The sequence below is a fragment of the Streptomyces sp. NPDC017202 genome (assembly GCF_044331705.1).
In the GTDB taxonomy this organism is placed as follows: Bacteria; Actinomycetota; Actinomycetes; order Streptomycetales; family Streptomycetaceae; genus Streptomyces.
Genome location: NZ_JBIRNP010000003.1, coordinates 188,983 through 207,473, shown reverse-complemented (window position 1 = coordinate 207,473; position 18,491 = coordinate 188,983). Strand labels below are relative to the sequence as shown.

Annotated in this window: 15 protein-coding genes; 7 read left to right on the top strand and 8 right to left on the bottom strand. The window is 73.4% G+C overall.

What is annotated here, in order from left to right; translation table 11 throughout:
* Positions 1–205: 205 nt before the first annotated feature.
* From ACH4N1_RS08515 to ACH4N1_RS08485, 7 genes are all read right to left on the bottom strand, one after another.
* Positions 206–991, bottom strand: coding sequence for a polysaccharide deacetylase family protein (locus tag ACH4N1_RS08515; protein ID WP_398095536.1), 786 nt, complete (start codon positions 989–991; stop codon positions 206–208).
* Complete coding sequence (locus ACH4N1_RS08510; protein WP_398095534.1) at positions 981–2,009, bottom strand: lysylphosphatidylglycerol synthase domain-containing protein; 1,029 nt, start codon at positions 2,007–2,009, stop codon at positions 981–983. Before ACH4N1_RS08510 ends, ACH4N1_RS08515 begins: the two co-directional genes overlap by 11 nt.
* A 185-nt stretch (positions 2,010–2,194) precedes the next feature.
* The gene (locus tag ACH4N1_RS08505) at positions 2,195–3,328 is read right to left on the bottom strand and encodes a glycosyltransferase family 2 protein (RefSeq protein ID WP_398095532.1); all 1,134 of its coding nucleotides are present in this window, start codon (positions 3,326–3,328) and stop codon (positions 2,195–2,197) included.
* Positions 3,325–4,659 carry an endonuclease/exonuclease/phosphatase family protein gene (locus ACH4N1_RS08500; protein WP_398095531.1) on the bottom strand — a complete coding sequence of 445 codons (1,335 nt, stop codon included), beginning with the start codon at positions 4,657–4,659 and terminating at the stop codon, positions 3,325–3,327. The genes ACH4N1_RS08505 and ACH4N1_RS08500 overlap by 4 nt, the downstream gene beginning before the upstream one ends.
* On the bottom strand, positions 4,656–5,684 hold the full coding sequence (locus ACH4N1_RS08495; protein ID WP_398095530.1) for a glycosyltransferase family 2 protein: 1,029 nt from the start codon (positions 5,682–5,684) through the stop codon (positions 4,656–4,658). Before ACH4N1_RS08495 ends, ACH4N1_RS08500 begins: the two co-directional genes overlap by 4 nt.
* Positions 5,685–5,953: 269 nt before the next feature.
* The gene (locus ACH4N1_RS08490) at positions 5,954–6,850 is read right to left on the bottom strand and encodes a UbiA prenyltransferase family protein (RefSeq protein WP_398095528.1); all 897 of its coding nucleotides are present in this window, start codon (positions 6,848–6,850) and stop codon (positions 5,954–5,956) included.
* 214 nt (positions 6,851–7,064) lie between these two features.
* Positions 7,065–8,102, bottom strand: a complete 1,038-nt coding sequence (locus ACH4N1_RS08485; RefSeq protein ID WP_398095526.1) for an NAD-dependent epimerase/dehydratase family protein — start codon at positions 8,100–8,102, stop codon at positions 7,065–7,067.
* A 593-nt stretch (positions 8,103–8,695) separates the two neighbouring features.
* Between ACH4N1_RS08485 and ACH4N1_RS08480 the strand changes: the two genes are divergently transcribed.
* The 6 genes from ACH4N1_RS08480 to ACH4N1_RS08455 all read left to right on the top strand — a co-directional run bounded on the left by ACH4N1_RS08480 (position 8,696) and on the right by ACH4N1_RS08455 (position 16,059).
* A complete protein-coding gene (locus ACH4N1_RS08480; protein WP_398095525.1) occupies positions 8,696–9,691 on the top strand; it encodes an aldo/keto reductase in 996 nt (331 codons plus the stop codon).
* A gap of 518 nt (positions 9,692–10,209) precedes the next feature.
* Entirely contained in the window at positions 10,210–10,767 is a 558-nt protein-coding gene (locus tag ACH4N1_RS08475) for a hypothetical protein (RefSeq protein WP_398095524.1), read from the top strand.
* Positions 10,768–10,880: 113 nt separating this feature from the next.
* Positions 10,881–11,444, top strand: coding sequence for a GNAT family N-acetyltransferase (locus tag ACH4N1_RS08470; RefSeq protein WP_398095522.1), 564 nt, complete (start codon positions 10,881–10,883; stop codon positions 11,442–11,444).
* A gap of 5 nt (positions 11,445–11,449) precedes the next feature.
* Positions 11,450–12,973 carry an ABC transporter substrate-binding protein gene (locus ACH4N1_RS08465; protein ID WP_398095521.1) on the top strand — a complete coding sequence of 508 codons (1,524 nt, stop codon included), beginning with the start codon at positions 11,450–11,452 and terminating at the stop codon, positions 12,971–12,973.
* 69 nt (positions 12,974–13,042) lie between these two features.
* Complete coding sequence (locus ACH4N1_RS08460) at positions 13,043–14,839, top strand: ABC transporter permease subunit (protein ID WP_398095520.1); 1,797 nt, start codon at positions 13,043–13,045, stop codon at positions 14,837–14,839.
* A complete protein-coding gene (locus tag ACH4N1_RS08455) occupies positions 14,836–16,059 on the top strand; it encodes an MDR family MFS transporter (protein ID WP_398095519.1) in 1,224 nt (407 codons plus the stop codon). Before ACH4N1_RS08460 ends, ACH4N1_RS08455 begins: the two co-directional genes overlap by 4 nt.
* 357 nt (positions 16,060–16,416) lie before the next feature.
* Here the strand turns inward: ACH4N1_RS08455 and ACH4N1_RS08450 are convergent, their stop codons facing one another.
* The gene (locus ACH4N1_RS08450) at positions 16,417–17,292 is read right to left on the bottom strand and encodes a CDP-alcohol phosphatidyltransferase family protein (RefSeq protein WP_398095518.1); all 876 of its coding nucleotides are present in this window, start codon (positions 17,290–17,292) and stop codon (positions 16,417–16,419) included.
* A gap of 107 nt (positions 17,293–17,399) precedes the next feature.
* On the opposite strand from ACH4N1_RS08450, the gene ACH4N1_RS08445 reads away from it, so the two are divergent.
* Positions 17,400–18,380: a zinc-binding alcohol dehydrogenase gene (locus tag ACH4N1_RS08445; protein ID WP_398095516.1), complete on the top strand. Its 981-nt coding sequence runs from the start codon at positions 17,400–17,402 to the stop codon at positions 18,378–18,380.
* Positions 18,381–18,491 lie beyond the last annotated feature (111 nt).

The following is an 18,491-nucleotide window of genomic DNA, read 5'->3' as shown; positions in this document are numbered from 1 at the left end:
GCGGCACGGAGACAGACCGGGACCCGTCCGGCGGCGGGTGGGGCGAAGCGACGGGCCGCGAACGCGGAGCACTCCTCGCGCACGCCGAAAGCCGGGTGGTGCGGAAGCGCGCAGGGGGCGCTCACCGAGGAGTGATCCGGTGGCTTTCCCGAACCGTACGGTCGCCCGGCCCGGCGTCGGTCCCTGCCGACGCCGGGCCGGGACGTCACAGTGCGGTGAAAAGGGTGCCTCGTTCGCGTAGCCGGGTGAGTGCCAGGTCCAGCGCCTTCACGGTGTGGGAGCGGTCGCCGCCGCCGTCGTGGCAGAGAACGATGTCGCCCGGGCGAGCCCGTGCGACCCGCTCGGCGATACGGTCCGCGGGGGGCTCCCGCCAGTCCTTGGGATCGACCGTCCAGTCCACGGGCGTCAGACCGTGGACGCGTGCGGCTGCCAGCACACGACGCGACCAGCCTCCGGCCGGAGCCCTGAACAGAGCGGGCCTGACGCCGGTCTCGCCGGTCACCACCCGCTGGGTCTCGCCCATCTCCCGGGCGACGGCCGCCGCCGGCAGCGCGGCGAACGGCTGGCAGTGCGAGTACGAGTGGTTGCCCAGGTGATGGCCGGCAGCCAGGACACGTCGCAGCAGCCCGGGGTGCTCCCGGGCACGCTCGCCGATCACGAAGAACGTGGCCTGCACCGCGTGGGCGGCGAGCACGTCGAGCAGGGCCGGTGTCCACGTGGGGTCGGGACCGTCGTCGACGGTGAGGGCGACGGGCCTCGCCACGTTCCACGGCCCACCGGCGTCGACGGCCGTTCCCGTACCCCTGCCGGGGACCGGTCCGGCGACCGCGTCGCCGTGCGGCACGCGGAACACCGGGCCGCGCGCGAGGAGGGGGCCCCTCCCGTCGTGGCCCGCCTTCCCGGTGCGCAGCACCTCGGCGCGGCGCACGATGCTCCACGCCACCTGGGAGCCCAGGGCGCGCAGGGTCGCGGGACGTGTGTCATACGACACGGGACACCTCCTCGGTGGCCACGGACGCAGCCCGGTCGTGGCCGGGCCGGGCCCACCGGACGGCCAACAGCGCCGCACCCGCGCCGACGATCTCCGTGACCGTGCAGCACACACGGCTGGCCAGGGCCGCCGCTCCGGCCTGCGCCCAGGGCAGGTCGGCCGTCAGGACCACCATCAGAACGACCTCGCGCACGCCCGCACCACCGGGTACCACCAGGGCGGCCGCTCCCGCTGCCGCGGCCAGGGCGAACCCTCCCACGCACAGGGCGAGGGAACCCGCCGGGGACGCCCCGAGCACCACCGCGATCATCCACAGGTGCGCGCCGCCGACGAGCCAGGACAGCACTTCCCAGACGACCGCACGGCGCAGGTCGCCGTCCGCGACCCGCAGGTCCGGCGCGGGGCGGCGCAGCAACCGGGCCGCCCGGCCGGCCGCCCGTACGATGACGCCCGGCTTCCGCAGCAGCACCGCCAGGGCGAGGGCCACCGGCAGCAACCACCAGGCACCGTCGCCCATCACGCGCGGCGCCGCCAGCGTTCCCACCACCGCGGCGGTTAGCAGCACCACCACGGAGTTGAGGACGTAGGCCGTGACCATGCGCTGCGCGGTGACTCCGTGGCGGCGCCCGAGATGCACTCCGGCCAAGGCGCTCCAGAAAGGGCCGGGCAGGTATTTCCCGAGGACGGTCGCACCGAAGATCTGGCACGTGGGACCCCAGGACAGCGGGCTCCCCAGACCGGTGACCGTGCTGCGCCAGGAGGCCATGCTCAGGGTCAGCCCCGCCAGGTTGACCACGGCCGAGCCGACCAGCCAGGGGGCGGCGCCGTCACGGGCGAGCAGTTCCCCGATGACATCACCGCTGCCCCCGAGGGCCCGCCACATCCCGTACCCGGCGCCGGCGATCAGCGCTGCCGCCAGGAGGGGCCGGAGCAGCGCGGTCCAGCCGCGCCTGCCCGCCGGCGCTCCGCCGGCGCCCGTTGGCGTACCGTCGTCAGGCGGCCGGACTCCTTCCCGCACGGCCCGTGTGCGCGCGCCGGCCCGGACACCGGGCTCCCTGGCCGGGACGGCCGGTACCGCCGGATGTCCGGAGTCCGGCTCCCCGGGGGCTCCCCCGGACGCTCCGTGCGACTGCCCGGGAAGGGGCAGGCCGGTCTGTCCCGGGTGAACGACAGGCGCGTTGCTGGTGTGGTGCACGGCTTCGGTCATCCCGTTCGTCCTTCGACCGCGTCGGGCCTGCCGACGCCCGGGCCCGCGTCGGACCCGGCGGAGAGGTCCGTGCCGCGGGACGGACCGCCGACGACCCTGCCGAAGCCGGGGTCGAACCTGCTGCGCAGCCAGCCCGTGCCGGCGCCGAGCGCGATCTGCAGGTTGACCAGCAGGTGCAGCCCGATGAACAGCGGCAGGAAACCGAGCCCCCGCCGGCGCCGCACGAAGCGCAGCAGGGACGGATCGGCGCAGGCGAACGCCATGATCCCGAGGACGGGAAGCACACCGAGGGGCGCGGCGAGGACGGCGGCCGGCACGGTGGCGACGGTGAACGTGGCCGCCGCCACCCCCAGCATGCTGTTCGCCCGCAGCGCTCCGGGGCGGCGGCGGTGGGCGGCGGCGAAGGGGAGCAGGTACTGGGCCCGCCGGAACTGCTCGCGCAGCATGGGACCGAGCCGGTGCTCCTCGTCGTGGGCGGCGACCACCTGGTCGGTGAGCAGGATGCCGTAACGGGCGGAGAGCCGTTCGCTGTACTCCACGTCCTCGCTGTCGCGCAGCGCGGGATGGAAGGGGCCGATCTCTTCGAAGACCCGGCGGGGTACGGCCGCCGCGGCGAAGAACGCGGTGGGGGTCGGACCCACTCCCTTGAGACGCCAGTGATGGGCGTGCAGGGTGCGGTACCACTCGACCGGCCCGTGGTCCACGAGGGGTACGGCGTCGATGATGCCGTGCACACAGCCGAGTGCGGGGTCCGCCCGGAGCAGCCGTACGGCGTTCTCCAGCGAGTCGGGGGACAGGGCCTGGTCGGAGTCGAGGAAGAACAGGATGTCGCCCCGCGCGGCGGCGGCCCCGGCGTTGCGCGCGGTGGAGACACCGCGGTTGGTGCCGGCGCGCAGGACCCGGCAGCCGAAGCGCTCCGCGACGGCGACGGAGTCGTCGGTGCTCGCGTCGTCCGACACGATGATCTCGAACGGCTGGAGGGTCTGCCGGCGCAGGGAGGCCAGGCACAGTTCCAGCGTCCCCGCGTAGTTGTAGTTGGGGATGACCACGGACACCCGGGGAGGCGCGCCGCCGGGATCGCCGGCGCCGTCACCGGGAACGGCCGCCGCCGCGGGGTCGGTGCCGGTCACAGGGACACCTCCAGGATCTGCGCTCGGTGATCGGACAAGCTGTTCATGTCGTCGAAGCGGTAGCTGTCCACGGTGACCGCGCCGGTGGAGAACGCCCAGTCGAGCCGCCACAGGCCGAGAACCGGGACGAGTTCGTTCCAGGTACGGGGGTAGAGACCGCCGCCGCTGTCCGCCGCGTCGCGCAGGGTGGCGCGCAGCTCGTCCATCTCCCCCATCACGGGGCTGCTGTTGAAGTCCCCCGCGATCACGGCGGCGGCACCACGTCGGCGCTGCTCGCGCAGTTCCGCCTCGAGCCCTTCGAACTGTGCCGTCCGGGTCCGCTGCCGCTCCCGCAACATGCCGAAGAACGAAGGGGAGACGAGGTGCGGTCCGGGATCGATCTGCACGGGGATGTGGACGTTGTACAGGGACAGGGGCCGGCCGTCCACCCGGATGTCGACGCGGAGGGTCTTCACCGCGCGGTACACCTCCAGCCACGGTGCGTCGGGCCGGTCGGCGACCGCGCTGCCCGGGCCCACCAGCTCGTATCCGGTCACGGGGAAGCGGGACAGCGTGATCAGCTCACCCCGGGAGACGACGTGATAGCCGGGGAACTCCCGGCTGATGCGCGCCAGGTCGTCGACCGGCCTCAGGTTCTCCTGCCGGTAGTCGATGCCGTGGATGTACTCCTGCAGCAGGTAGACGTCCGCCCGCTGGGCCCGCAGTGTCGCCCAGAACCGGTCGGTGTCGACGTCCTGGCCCCACCAGGTGGTGTTCCAGGAGACGACGCGCAGGTCACCGGTGGCGGACGAGACCTGGTGGGTCAGCGCGGACAGCCGTATCCCGTTGCGGGGCCAGCTCACCGCGGCCGAGACGAGCGCCAGGCAGCACACCAGGAGCAGGGCCGTACCGCGCGCGCGGCGCCCCGGCGCCGTACGCCCGCGGAGCCCCGGACCCGTGACGGAACCGGAGGCCGGAGTGCCGGCGCTCGCCGGGACCCCGCTGCCCGACGGGTCGGAAACCTCCTCGGCCCCGCTCGCGACCGCGACGCCGGCTCCCCGCTCGCGCCGCCTGTTCCGCCGCAGCGCCAGGACACCGGCCGCCGCGATCAGCAGCACCGGCACCAGCAGGAAGGTCACGGGCGGCACCAGATCGGGTGCCAGCATCACCCACCAGCGGCCGCTGATCAGACGCTGCAGCACCGTGTAACAGGCCCACAGCACGGCCAGAGTCACCAGGAAGCGGACCGCGCGGCCCTGCCCGGGACGGCTCGTACGGGCCCGTTCTCCGCTGTCCGGACCGGGCTCCTCGAGGACGGTGCCCTCGGGAGCCGGCCCATGGAAGACGGTCACAGGGCGGCCGCGGCGGACGGGACCGCGTGGTCGCGGTCGTACAGCCTGCGGAACGACGGGGAGAGCAGCCAGTGCGCCGCGCCGAAGGCCACTCCCGCCACGACGGTGAGGTTGAAGGCCAGTTGCACGCCGAAGAAGGCGGGCATGAACAGCGGTCCGCGCCGCGCGGCGACGAAACGGTACATGCCGAAGTCGAGACCGATGACGGCGCCGAACAGCAGGGCCGGCAGCGCCCACCCGGCCGGGCCCAGCACGACCGGAGCCGCCAGCGACACCACCGCCAGCGCGGAGGCGAGGCTCGCCCAGGAGCGGGAAGCCGTCTCGAAGCCCTTGGCGAACCGCTTGCGCCGGGCATAGAGCGGGACGCGCAGCCGTCCCCGAGTGAAGATCTTCCGCACCAGCGGCCACATCTCGTGATCGTCGTCGTGCGCGCCCCGGACGGCCGGGGTGAGCAGCAGGTCGTAGCGCTGGCTGAGCCGCTGCCCGTAATCTATCTCCTCGGTCTGCCGCAGTTTCGGGTTGAACGGGCCGATCTCCTCGAAAACCTCCACGCGCATGGCGCACATGGCGGAGATCAGGAAACTCACCGTGCCCTCGGAACTGGTCCTCCAGTAGTACGCCTGGAGGCAGCGGCACTCCTCGACGAGGCTGTCCCGGATCAACGGCTCGGGCTCGTACATGCCGCACACCGCGCCGATCCCCGGGTTGTCCCGCAGCAGGTCGACGGCGGCGCGGACGGCACCGGGACTCAGCGCCACGTCCGAGTCGAGGAAGAAGAGGATGCTGCCGCGGGCCCGGGCGGCTCCGGTGTTGCGGGCGACGGCGACTCCGCTGTTGGTGCCGGTGCTCACCACGGTCACACCGTAGGACTGCGCGATCTCCGCGGAGCCGTCCGTGCTGCAGTCGTCGACGACGATGATCTCCAGGTTCGGGTAGTCCTGGTCCTTGGCGGACCGGATGCACAGGCCCAGGGAGCGCCCGTAGTTGTAGTTGGGGATGATCAGGGAGACCAGTGGTTCTTCCATGGGGTCCTTACTTTCTTGACTCTTCGGTTCGTGCCGCCGACCGCCGGTCCGCCGTGTCCCGGTGCCGCACGGCCCGTACTGCCGCCGCGCACCTGGCCCGCGTTCTTCTCGCCGGTCGCGAAGGGGCCTCGCGACCGCCTGGGCGCGGCCGGGGGCAGCGGGACACACAAGGAACAGCGGATACGAGGGGGGAGAAAGGAGCGGTGGAGGCTGTGAGGCCGGCGGGCGTGGAGGTTGGGGTGGCGCGCCCGCGGGGCGTCGTGCGGGCCTCAGGAGAGCAACATGAAGGCGCCGGCCCACACGAGGCCGCAGCCGACCATCAACCGGTCCCGGAACAGCGTGCGCACCGGGTCGGCGCCGCCGTCGCCCACGAGCAGCAACTGCAGATAGCGGAAGACGGCGAGCACCGAGGTGCCCAGCGTCAGGAAGACGAGAGCCGTGGCTTCGGGGCTCTCGTCGGGAGCGGCCGTCAGGTAGATCCCGAGGGCCACCGCGCACAAGGTGGCGCTGACCAGGGTGAGGTAGTCGATGAACTGCACCGAGTACCCGGCGAGGGCAGGCCGGTGCTCCCCGCCGACGTCGAGGAGTTCCCTGCGGCGCTTGCCGAGTGCGAGCAGCAGGCAGCCGGTCAACACCGTCAGCAGCAACCAGGACGACGGTCGGGCGTCCAGCGCCAGGTAACCCTGGACGGCGCGCAGGACGAAGCCCACGGCGACCACGAAGGCGTCGACGAGCGACACGTGCTTCAGCCGGTAGCTGTAGGCGAGGTTGAGCGCCAGGTACACCAGCACCGGCCAAGCCCGTTCCAGGGAGGCCAGGGCGACGCCCGCCGTGAGGGCGGCGCAGACCACGGCCAGGTAGGTCCAGGCCGCACCGGGGGACAACTCGCCGGAGGCCAGCGGGCGGTGGCTCTTGGCGGGGTTCAGGCGGTCGCGCTCCCGGTCGAGGATGTCGTTGAGCACGTAGACGGCTATCGAGGCCAGGGTGAACAGGGCCGTCGCCGACAGCACCGCGAGCGCCGCTTGTGCCGTACCCCGGTGCAGGAGGACCGCCGGCAGAGCGATGACGACCGGGTTCTTCGCCCACTGGTAGGGCCGTGACAGGCGCAGCAGCGCACGGGGGACGCGCAGCACGCGGTGCGGAGGGGCGGCAGGCGGTTGCGCCACCGGGGAAGCGCTGTGCGCGGCAGGCGCCGGGAGGACGACGGAAGGGGTGGGCGCCGTGGCAGCGGAGGCGCCGGGGACGGTGGGAGCGGACGAGGCGGGAGCGGGGGGCGAAGGGACGGGGGACACCGTGGAGTTGACGCCGGGCATGACTCTCCTCAGGACCGATGTGAGGGGCGGGGGTGCGCGAATGCTCTCGAGCCGGTCTCACAACGGTTCAGAAGACCGCCTTCGCCAGTTTGAGCGCTCCCTGACCCCAGGCGTCGCGGCTGGTCCTGCCGCCTGCTCCGGCACCACCGCGGCGTGACTGGGACCGCCACCACGCGAAACTGCGCAGGATGGCCTCGCGGTTGGAGTGACGCGGCGTGAAGCCCAGCCGCTCCTGCATGCGGGTGATGTCCATATAGGAGTCCATGCGCAGCTTGTGGATGAGTCGCATGTAGACGGGGGAGAGGCGGGCCCGGGCGAGCAGCTCCAGGGTCGCCACCGCGGGTCTCATCGGCAGTCCGATGACACGCTTGCCGTGCCCGGCGGCGTCGAGCACCGTCTGGAAGTCCTCCCGCAGGGTGCCGAACTCCGCGGAGCCCACGTTGAATTCCGTGTTGACGTCCTCCGCGGGGGCCTCGGCGGCCAGCAGGACGACGTCGATGAGGTCCTCGACGTCCAGCATCTGGCTGCGTACGCGGCCGTCGCCGAGCACGGGGAAGTGGTGTCCCTCGTCGGCCCATTCGAAGAGCATCGCGAAGATGCCGAGACGTCCCGGCCCCAGGAACGTCTTCGGGCGGAGCACGGGAACGACCATGCCGTCGGCGCGGGCCTTCTCCACCAGCTCCTCGGCCCGGGCCTTCGCCGTGCCGTAGGGGTCGATCGGCCGGCGGGGGTGGGTCTCCGGCGTCGGCACCTGGGTGGGCAGTCCGTACACGGACCCCGTCGACAGATGAACGACGCGCGGCACGTTCTCGCTCGCCGCCGCGGCGAGCACCGTGCGCGTTCCCTCGACGACGATGGAGTCGATCTGGGCCGGGGGATAGCTGGGGAGGGCCGAGGCGCTGTGCACCACCAGGTCGGCGCCCTTGACGGCCTGCCGCAGCAGAGCGGCGTCGCGGATGTCGCCCGTGACCAGCCGGGCGGCGGGTGAGTCGCTACGGTGCGTCAGGTCGATTCCTACGACCTCGCAGCCGCTCTCGGCCAGCCGCCGCACCAGCGCGGTGCCGAGCATGCCGCTGCTGCCTGTGACCACTACGCGGTTAAGCACGTCGGAGTCTCCGTCTGTGCGGCGCTGAAGAGGAGGTGGTTCGCGCCGCGGCTCACGGAGAGGGACGACTCCGGCAGTGTCGGCTTGTCGACGGCGAGAACGCTCTGACATACGACTCCGGCATATGACAGAGCTGGAAGCACGTATGTGGGGGAAGGCTGTTTCACGCTGGTTCCGTTCGTTGCGTCGTGCGAAGAGATCGGTGAACGCTGGAGCGGGACGTCCGTCGGCGCTGGCGGGCCGTCGCACCGGAACGATGACATGGAGTCAGGTGCCAGGTGAAGGAACATCATGATCTGACGAGGCGTCAGCGAAAGCATGTAGCCGATGTCGAGCCCCCGTCGGCCGTGTCGGGCGGATGGCGCGCGGGCAACACGGGCATGTCGACTTCACGTTGGGCGTGGGAGCGCTTCCACGGCTTTGTCCGTTTTGATGGACAACGATGTCGGCAACGTTGCCAATGCGGGCACGAAAGTCGCATGTCAAGACCCTGTATCGGGCACGCGAGAAGTGACCAGAAAGGTTCTATGTGGTCACCGGGGGTGATGATGCCCTTGTGTGCAGGCATCGCCGAACCCCTAAGGTCCCCTCGTATGAACGCCTTGCAGCACAGAAAGCTGGGACACAGCGACATCGAGGTCGGCGCACTGGGATTCGGGTGCTGGGCGATCGGCGGTGAATGGCAGGACCCCGACGGCAATCCGCTCGGGTGGGGCAGGGTCGACGACGACGAGTCCGTCGCCGCGGTGCACCGGGCACTGGACCTCGGCATCACCTTCTTCGACACGGCCGACACCTACGGTGCCGGTCACAGTGAACGTGTCCTCGGACGAGCCCTGCGGGGACGACGGGACGAGGTCGTCATCGCGACCAAGTGGGGCAACACCTTCGACGAGCGCACCCGGACCCTCACGGGCACCGACGACTCGCCCCGCTACGTTCGCCGGGCGCTCACGGCCTCCCTGGAACGTCTCGGCACCGACCGCGTGGACCTGTACCAGCTCCATCTGTCCGACGCACCCCTCGACCGGGCCCTCGAACTGCGGGACGTCTGCGAGGAATTGGTGCGGGAGGGGTTGATACGCGGCTACGCGTGGAGCACGGACGACCCGCGGAGAGCCGCGCTGTTCGCCGACGGCCCGCACTGCTTCGCCGCCCAGCACGCGGCCAACGTGCTGCAGGACGCGCCGGAGATGTTCGCGCTCTGCGCCGACCGGGACCTCACGAGCATCAACCGCAGCCCTCTCGCGATGGGACTGCTGGCCAAGAAGACGCGGACGGACGGCGGACCCGTCGACGCCGGCGACATCCGCGCGGTGCCCCCGGCCTGGCTCACCTGGTACGGCGAGGGCGGAGTGCCCGCTCCCGTCTGGGCGGAGCGGGTGGCGGCCGTCCGGGAGGTGCTGACCAGCGGTGGACGCACGCTGGCCCAGGGCGCACTGGCCTGGCTGTGGGCCCGTAGCCCGCACAGTCTGCCGATCCCCGGGTTCCGCTCGGTGGCCCAGGCGGAGGAGAACGCGGCAGCCGTGGCGCACGGGCCGCTGAGCGAGGACCGGATGAAGGAGATCGAGGAGCTGCTGAACGGCTGACGACCATGTGCCCGGACGTGTCGTGGCGCGCCGGGCAACCCTGTGATGCCAGACGAACGGAAGGCCTCCCAGGGGGAGGTTCGTGATTCCTTCCGGCCGAGGGGGCTTCGGGACGATGGCGTTGGTGTGGGCGACGCCCCGGCTGTGTACGTGATCGATGAGCGTGGGGGCTGGTACCGGTCCTCGTCACGCGTCGGGTCCACGGGCGCGGCCGGCCGAGTACGCGTGAAGGCGTGGCCGGTCGAGTACGCGTGAAGGCGTGGCCGGTCGAGTACGCGTGAAGACAGGGCCGTCCGAGCGGTTCGCGGTCGTCGACCGGCGAACGCCGGGCGGCCCTGCCCGGTGGTGTACGCCTGCCACCCCGGGCATCTGGTCACACGTTCGGGTGAGGTCGCCAGCGGCGGGCACGCTTCGGACCGGCGGCCCGTTTGATCCAGCGACGAGGACATCTCGGTCGCGTTCAACACGCTCATCGTGTTCAACGCGTTCATCCTTCATCGCGGCAAACGGGGGCACGCATGGGTCTGACTTTCCGTCGCAACCCGGACGGCACGACCACCGGTCGGAACGAGGGGTCGGGTCTCACCGTGACCCACGTCGACGCGGAGGAGGTCAAGCGGCGGTTGTACGAGGACGCCGGGTGGGAGTACACGCCGCCTCCGCCCCCGGTTCCGCCCGGCTTCCACCGGTTCTCCCTGGTGCACGAGGAGTTCGAGGGGTTCGAGGAGTTCGAGGCCGCCGGTTTCGCGGACGAGCGGTACGCGGGCCTGCGGGCGCGTCCCCCGGAGGGGTGCGTCCCGGTCGACCGGGGCTGCTTCGCCCTGGAGTGCGAGCGTCCGGGGCGGACGCTCCTCGACGCGGTCGCGGGGACCGTCGCGGAGATCCGTCGCGCGCACGGACTGGTGATGAACAGCCTGGGCGTCGACACACCGCAGGAGTGGCTCAGTGAGGACCGGGACGGGCACCCCGGCACGACCGTCGCGCACCTGGTGTTGACGGCCGTTCACCGGGCCCGCCTGCTCGGATACGGACGCAGAGACCTGGTCCGACTCGTCGACGCGACGGGAGTGGAGTAGCCGGGAAGACGGGCGGTGGGCGGGCGGACGGGTGGGCGGGTCGGGGGTGCGCCTCGGGGCCTCCGGGCGCCTTTGTGGATCAAGGTGCTCGGCTTAATGCATATGATGTGCAAGTGCATGAGTACTGCGTGAGGCCCGCGGGCCCCGAGGACCTCGACGGTGCCCGAGCCGTCATGCTCGACACCGTCTACCGCGACTTCGGAACCGGCTACGTGCCCCGCTGGCACGGGGACATCGTCGACCCGGCCGCCGCCTACCTGGTGCCCGCCCGGCACGCGCTGCTGGTCGCCGTGGACGGCGAGGGACACGTCGTCGGCACCGGCGCGCTGGACGCCCGCGGGCCCCTGCACCCGCCCAACCCGCGCCATGTCGCCGAGCGTTACCCCTCGGGCACGACCGCCCAACTGCGCCGCGTCTACATCCGCCCCGAGCACCGGCGTCGCGGCCTGGCCCGGCGGCTGGTCGCCGAGCTGCTCGCCTTCGCCGCCGCCGACGGCGGATACCGGGCCGTCTACCTGCACACGGACCCGTCCGTCGAGGGTGCCGAAGCCTTCTGGCGGTCCCTCGGCCGCGTCGTGCACGACGAGCGTCAGGAGCCCGGCGGCGGCCAGGGCATCGTCCACTTCGACATCCCCCTGCACGCCCAGACCCTCACCCCCCACCTCACAGGCCGGTAGACCCCATGAGCCCCAACCGCCGTCCGCGGCTTCTCGCCGCCCTCCTGCTCACCCCGCTGCTGTCCGCGCCCCTCGCCGGCTGCTTCGCCTCCGGCGGCGACGGCGGCGGCACGGCCGACGCGAAGGGCGGCTCCCGGCTGCGCGTCGCCCTCGCCTTCCCGCCCGCCGAGAACCTCTCCCCGTACGGCGCCGACGCCACGATCCTCAGCCGGCTCGGCGTCACCGAAGGGCTCACCTCCCTCGACGCCAACGGCGCCGCCGCCCCCGCGCTCGCCGCGTCCTGGCGGCGCGAGGACGACCGCACCTGGCTGTTCACCCTGCGCGAGGCCGCCTTCCAGGACGGCACCGACGTCACCCCGGCCGCCGTCGCCGCCTCCCTCGCCCACGCCGTCAGGGCCAGGCCCGCCCCGGCCGCCCTCTCCGGCGTCACCCTTACCGCCGAGGCCGAGGCCGAGGCCGAGGGCGCGGGCGCCGTCCGCGTCACCACGAACGCACCCGACCCCGTCCTCCCGCTGCGCCTGTCCAGCCCCAGCCTGGCGATCCTCTCCCCGAAGGCCTACGACGCCAAGGGCGCGGCCGACCCGGCCGGCACCGCCACCGGCCCCTTCGAACTCACCGACGTCGAGGGCAGCACCAGTGCCCGTCTCGACCGCTTCGACGACTACTGGGGCGGCCGCGCCCAGGCCTCCGGCATCGACGCCCGCTTCATCGCCGACGGCACCGCCCGCGCCAACGCCCTGCGCACCGGCCAGGTCGACGTCGCCGAGGCGATCCCCGTCGCCCAGGCCGCCGGCCTCGACGCGGACACCCGCCGCGAGACCGCCACCACCCGCACCACGAGCCTCCTCCTCAACGCCCGGTCCGGCGCCTTCGAGAACGCGTCGCTGCGCGCCGCCGCCCGCGCGGCCGTCGACACCTCCGTCCTCGCGAAGAACGTCTACGAAGGTCACGCCGACGCGGGCACCGGCATCTACGGCCCCGCCGTCACCTGGGCCGCGGGCAAGCGCACACCTCCCACCGCGGCCACCCGTCCCGGCACGCCCGCCGGCGCCACCATCACCCTCGCCACCTACGACAACCGGCCCGAACTGCCCGAAGTGGCGCAGGTGCTGAAGCAGCAGCTGGAGAAGGCCGGGTTCACGGTGAAGCTGACGGTGGGCGAGTACGCGCGGCTGGAGAGCGACGCCCTCGCCGGGAAGTTCGACGCCTTCGTGCTCGCCCGCAACACCCTCGTCGACACCGGCGACCCCGTCGCCGTCCTCGCCGGCGACCACACCTGCGGCGGCGGATACAACCTCGCCCAGCTCTGCGACAAGGCCGTCGACGCGGCGGTGGCGAAGGCCGAGGGCGCCGACGGCACCGCCGAACGGCAGGACGCCGCCATGGCCGCCGAAGCCGCGATCCTGCGCACCGACGCCGTCGTCCCCCTGGTCCACCAGCGCGTCATCACCGGCGTCGGCCCTCGGGTGAGCGGCGTACTCCTCGATCCCTACGAGCGCACCCTCGTCGGCACCGGGACGCGGAGCTGATCCATGAGGACCAGGGGGACCAGGGGGACCAGAGGGAACAGGGGGAGTGGGGGAAGCAGGGGGAGCGGGGTGGGCGCGCTGCTGTGGCGCGCCGTACTGGGCGTGCTGCTGGTGTGCGGGATCGGGCTGCTGCCCTGGCTCTCGCGCACCGACCCGGCGCTCACGGTGCTCAGGACCCGGTCCGCCGACCGTGACCCCACCCCCGAGGTGCTCGCCGACATCCGAGCCCGACTCGACCTCGACGACGGCCCTTTGCGCCTGCTCGGCCGGTGGCTCGCCGGGCTGCCGCGCGGGGACGCCGGACACTCGTGGACCTCCGGCTCCGCGGTCGCGCCCGAGGTCCTCGGGGCGCTCGGTGTCTCCCTGCTGCTGATGGCGGTGGCCCTGTTCGTCGCCCTCGTCACGGCCGCCGCCGTGTGCGCCCGCACCCTCCACCTCGGTGCCCGTCGCCGCCTCGCCGGACGGCCGGCCGGCGGCTCGGGTGCGGCGGTGCTCGCCGCACTGCCCGAGTTCCTCACCGCGTCCGTGCTCGCCACCGTCGTCGGCGTGCAGTGGGGCTGGCTGCCCGCCCTCGGCTGGTACGGCCCCCAGTGGACGGTGCTGCCCGCGCTCGCCCTCGGCCTGCCCGCGGGCGCGGTCCTCGGCCGCCTCCTCGACGACCAGCTCCCCGGCGCCTTCGCCGAACCCTGGGCCCTGGCCGCCGCCGCCCGCGGACTGCCCGGCCGCGCCGTCGCCCGGCAGGCGCTGCGCCGCTGCGTGCCCGGACTGCTGCCGAACCTCGGGCTGTTCGTCGTCGGCCTCACCGGCGGCTCGGTCGCCGTGGAACAGATCTTCGACATTCCCGGCCTCGGCCGCACCACGCTCCGGGCGGCCATCGCCCAGGACCTGCCCGTCCTCCAGGCCGGCACCCTCCTGCTCGTCGCCCTCGCCGCCGTCACCACGACCGCCGCACGCCTCACCGCCGGGCGGCTCATCGGCCCCGCGCTGCGCGACGGCGCCCTGCAGAGCCCGCACCGGCCGCCACCGCCACCACGGCCGACCGTCCGCAGGTTCCTGCCCCTTGCCTACGGCCTTCTGCTGACCGGCGTCATCATGCTCGGCCTGCCCCGCGACCCCCTCGCCCTCGACACCGCCGCCCGCCTCCGAGCCCCCTCCCTCACCCACCCCTTCGGCACCGACGCCCTCGGCCGGGACGTCCTCGCGCGGGTCGCCCACGGGGCCCTCGACACCCTGCTGCTCGCCCTCGCCGTCAGCGCGCTCGCCTGGCTCGCCGGCGTTCTGCTCGGCTGCCTGCCCGCGCTGTCCGGGCCGCTCGTCGACACCGTCAACGCCGTCCCGCCCGTCCTCGTCGCGCTCCTCGTCGCCGCCGTCCAGGGCGGCGGCGCCGGGGCGCCCGTCCTCGCCGTCGCCGTCGTGGCCTGGGCGCCCCTGGCCGCGCACACCTCCGCGCTGCTGCGGCAGGAGCGCGCCACCCTCCACCTGACCGCGACCCGCGCGCTGGGCGCCGGCCGCACATACCTGCTGAGGAGCGAACTCCTGCCGGCCGTCCTGCCGTCCGTCACCCGCCACGCCCTCCTGCGCCTGCCCGGCATCGCCCTCGCGCTGGCCTCCCTCGGCTTCCTCGGCCTCGGCGCCCAGCCCCCGTCACCCGAGTGGGGGCTGCTCCTCGCCGAGAACCAGCCCTACGCCGAACGCGCCCCCTGGGCCGTCCTCGCCCCCGCCGCCGCCCTCGCCCTCCTGGGCGCACTCGCGGTGACGGCGGCGGGAGGCGGGACACGGGGGGCCCGGCGCCGTACGGCAGTGACGGCCCGGGCCCGCGTCGGCACTCCGGCCACCGCGTCGGACCAGCCGGTGGGTGTCACGTGACCGCGCCGACGATCGTGCGCGGTGCGCGGGAAAGGGCCCGGCTCCCGCCGCTCCTGCGGCTCCTCGTCCTCACGCAACTCGCCTTCAACGTCGGCTTCTTCGCCGTGCTGCCCTTCCTCGCCGCACACCTCGGCGGGGCGGTCGGGATGGCCGGCTGGACGGTCGGGTTCGTGCTCGGGCTGCGGACCTTCAGCCAGCAGGGGCTGTTCGTGGTGGGCGGGGCGCTCGCCGACCGGTACGGCATCCGGCCCGTGGTGCTCGCCGGCTGCGTACTGCGCATCGCCGGGTTCGGATGGCTCGGGTACGCCGAGCGGGCCTGGACGGTCGTCGGGGCGGTGCTCCTCATCGGGTTCGCCGCCGCGCTGTTCTCGCCCGCCGTCGAGTCCGAGGTGGTGCGGCAGGCCGTCGCCTGGGAGGAGTCCGGGGGCGGGCCCCGGACGCGCGTCCTGGCGCTGTTCACCGTCGCCGGGCAGGCCGGAGCGTTCGTCGGGCCCCTGCTCGGCGCGCTGCTGCTGGCGGTCGACTTCCGCGCGGTGTGCCTGGCCGGAGCCGGCGTCTTCGCCCTGGTCCTCGCGGGCCACGCCCGGCTGCTGCCCCGGCACATCCCCGGACGCGTGCGTGTCCACGTGCGGGGAGGCATGGCGCCGTTGCTGCGCAACCGGCGTTTCCTCGCACTGTGCGGCGCGTACGGTGCCCACCTCCTCGCCTACAACCAGCTCTACCTCGCCCTGCCCACCGAGGTGGAACGTGCCGCCGGTTCCCAGACGCCGCTGGCCTGGCTGTTCGCGCTGTCGTCCCTGCTGGTGGTGACCGCGCAGCTGCCCGTCACGCGGTGGGTGGGGGAGCGGCTCACCCCGCGCCGTTCCATGGCGGCCGGGCTGGCGCTGATCTCCGCCGGGTTCGGCGTCGTCGCCCTCACGGTGCCCTCCGGGGCGACCGGGACGACGGGGCTGCTGCCCGCCGCCGGGTTCGTCGTCCTTCTCACCCTCGGCCAGATGCTGGTGGCGCCCGCCGCGCGGGCCTGGCTTCCCGACCTCGCGGAGGAGGGGCGACTCGGCCTGTACACCGGCGCGTTGTCGTCCGTCTCCGGCGTGATCGTGCTGGCCGGCAGCGCGGGGACGGGCGTCCTGCTCGACGGGGACCTGCCGGCGGCCGTGCCGTGGGCCGTGCTGGCGGCGGTGCCGGCCGGGGCGGTGCTGTTGTTGCCACGGCGGGGGTAGGGGCGCGCGTTGGCCGCCCACCCAGGGCCGGTCCGGCGGGTCAAGTCGGAGGAGATCGGCGGCGCCTTGCGGCCGAGGTGAGCGGGGTCCGGTGTGTCCGGCTGCAGGGCGGAGGAGGGCGTCGACGCGGTGGGGGCACCTCCCGGCCGAAGGCCGGGGGACGTCGGCGACCGACGACAACGCCGCTGGGGGCACCCCCTCCGGGGGAGGGCGTGCCGGACCCCGCGTCTCCGGCACGATCCGCCGGACAGGCCCTGGTCCAGGGGCACCGCCCCGGTTCCCACTGCCCGCGCCGCGGACGTGACGAGGGCCCGTGTCCGCTCAGCGGACCGGGCCCCTCGACGTCGTACCCCGGCACTAACGTCCGGCCAGCCCCAGTTCCAGGGCCAGTTCCAGGTCCGGACCCAGCTCGAGCCGCTTGCCCGTCGCATCCGCGCCCGTCCGCGTCACCGTCCTGGCCGCTGCCGGCCGCGCTGCCGTCCTGGCCGCTGACGGCCTCGCCGCCGCCCGGGCCGCCCCGACCCGCGACTCCCGCCACAGCCACAGCACATCCCGTCCGAAGGACCACAGCAGCAGGACGAGGGCCAGCAGCGCCACCGCGAAGTTGCCGGCGTACGGGAGCAGGTCCGCGCCCGCGACCAGCAGGCAGATGCCCTGCAGCGCGGCGACCGTCTTGCGGGCGAAGGACGGGGGCAGCGGGGCGTTGAGCCAGGGGGCCACGCGGGCCGCGGCGACGAAGGCGTAGCGCATGCCGCCGATCAGCAGGACCCAGGGGCCCAGTTCCATGGAGACGTACACGCTGAGCACCAGGATCAGGAACGCGTCGACCTCCATGTCGAAGCGTGCGCCCAGGGCCGTCGAGGTGTTCGTGCGCCGGGCCACCTTGCCGTCCACGCCGTCCAGCAGCAGGGCCACGGCCGTCAGGCCGACCAGCAGGGACACCGGCGGCGCGCTCACGAAGGAGTCCGCCACCAGGGCCGTCACCCCGCCGACCAGGGTGGCCCGGCCGAGGGTGACCCGGTTCGCCGGGCCGAACGTGCGCAGACCCGAACGGTGCAGTGCCCGTGAGAGCACCGCCCAGGTGGCCACGGCGAAGACGAGGCCGGTCACCCAGCCCGCCGGGCCCATGCCGATCCCGGCGCCGAGCAGGGCCAGTACCAGGATCTGCACGCCCGCTCCCACAGCGGTCTCCTGCTGGACCAGCCTCGCGTCGTCAATGTTGTTCAGGGCCACCGCACATCCTCCGGCCAGGTGACAGAGTCGATCAAGGCCGCGTACTGTGCGCGACCTGTGCACACCTCGGTACGTGAACAAGTTCCCGAACGTTCAGGAGGACGCCGATGAACCGCACCGCACGTGCGTTCTGGATCGGTTCGCCGGGTCAGGGGGAAATCCGTGACGTGACCCTGCCGGACCCGGCGGAGGACGAGGTCGTCGTCCGTTCGCTGTACTCCGGGGTCAGCCGCGGCACGGAGACCCTCGTCTTCCGCGGCGGGGTCCCGGAGAGCCAGCACGCGGTGATGCGGGCGCCGTTCCAGGAGGGCGACTTCCCGGCGCCCGTGAAGTACGGCTACCTCAACGTGGGGGTGGTGGAGGAGGGCCCCCGGGAACTGGCCGGGCGCACCGTCTTCTCCCTCTTCCCGCACCAGACCCGCTTCGTCGTCCCGGCGAGCGCCGTCACCGTCGTCCCCGACTCGGTGCCCGCCGGACGGGCCGTCCTGGCCGGCACCGTCGAGACGGCCGTGAACGCGCTGTGGGACGCGGCGCCGCTGGTCGGCGACCGGATCGCGGTGGTCGGCGGGGGCATGGTCGGCTGCTCGGTGGCCGCGTTGCTCAGCCGCTTCCCGGGCGTGCGCGTGCAGTTGGTGGACGCCGATCCGGCACGGGCGAGGACCGCCGAGGCACTGGGCGTCGGCTTCGCCTCCCCCGAGGAGGCGCTGGGCGGCTGCGACCTGGTGGTGCACGCCAGCGCCACCGAGCAGGGGCTCGCCCGGTCCCTGGAACTGCTGACCGCCGAGGGCACCGTCCTCGAACTGAGCTGGTACGGCGACCGCAAGGTCTCCCTGCCGCTCGGCGAGGCCTTCCACTCCCGGCGGCTGGTGATCCGCAGCAGCCAGGTCGGCACCGTCTCCCCGCGCCGCGCGAACCGCAGCTACGCCGACCGGCTCGCCCTCGCCCTGGAACTCCTCGCCGACCCCGCGCTCGACGCCCTCGTCACCGGGGAGAGCGCCTTCGACGAGCTGCCGCAGGTGATGCCCCGGCTCACGAGCGGGGCGATCGCGGCCCTGTGCCACCGCGTTCGCTACGACAAGAGCGCCTGACCTGAGAAAAGAGTGGAAGTCGGCTGAACGGGGGGAAGCCGAGAGCCGTACTACACGGCATCCCCCGGCGGCCGATGGCCGGGGGACCAGACGCGCCGCACCTGGAGGGTC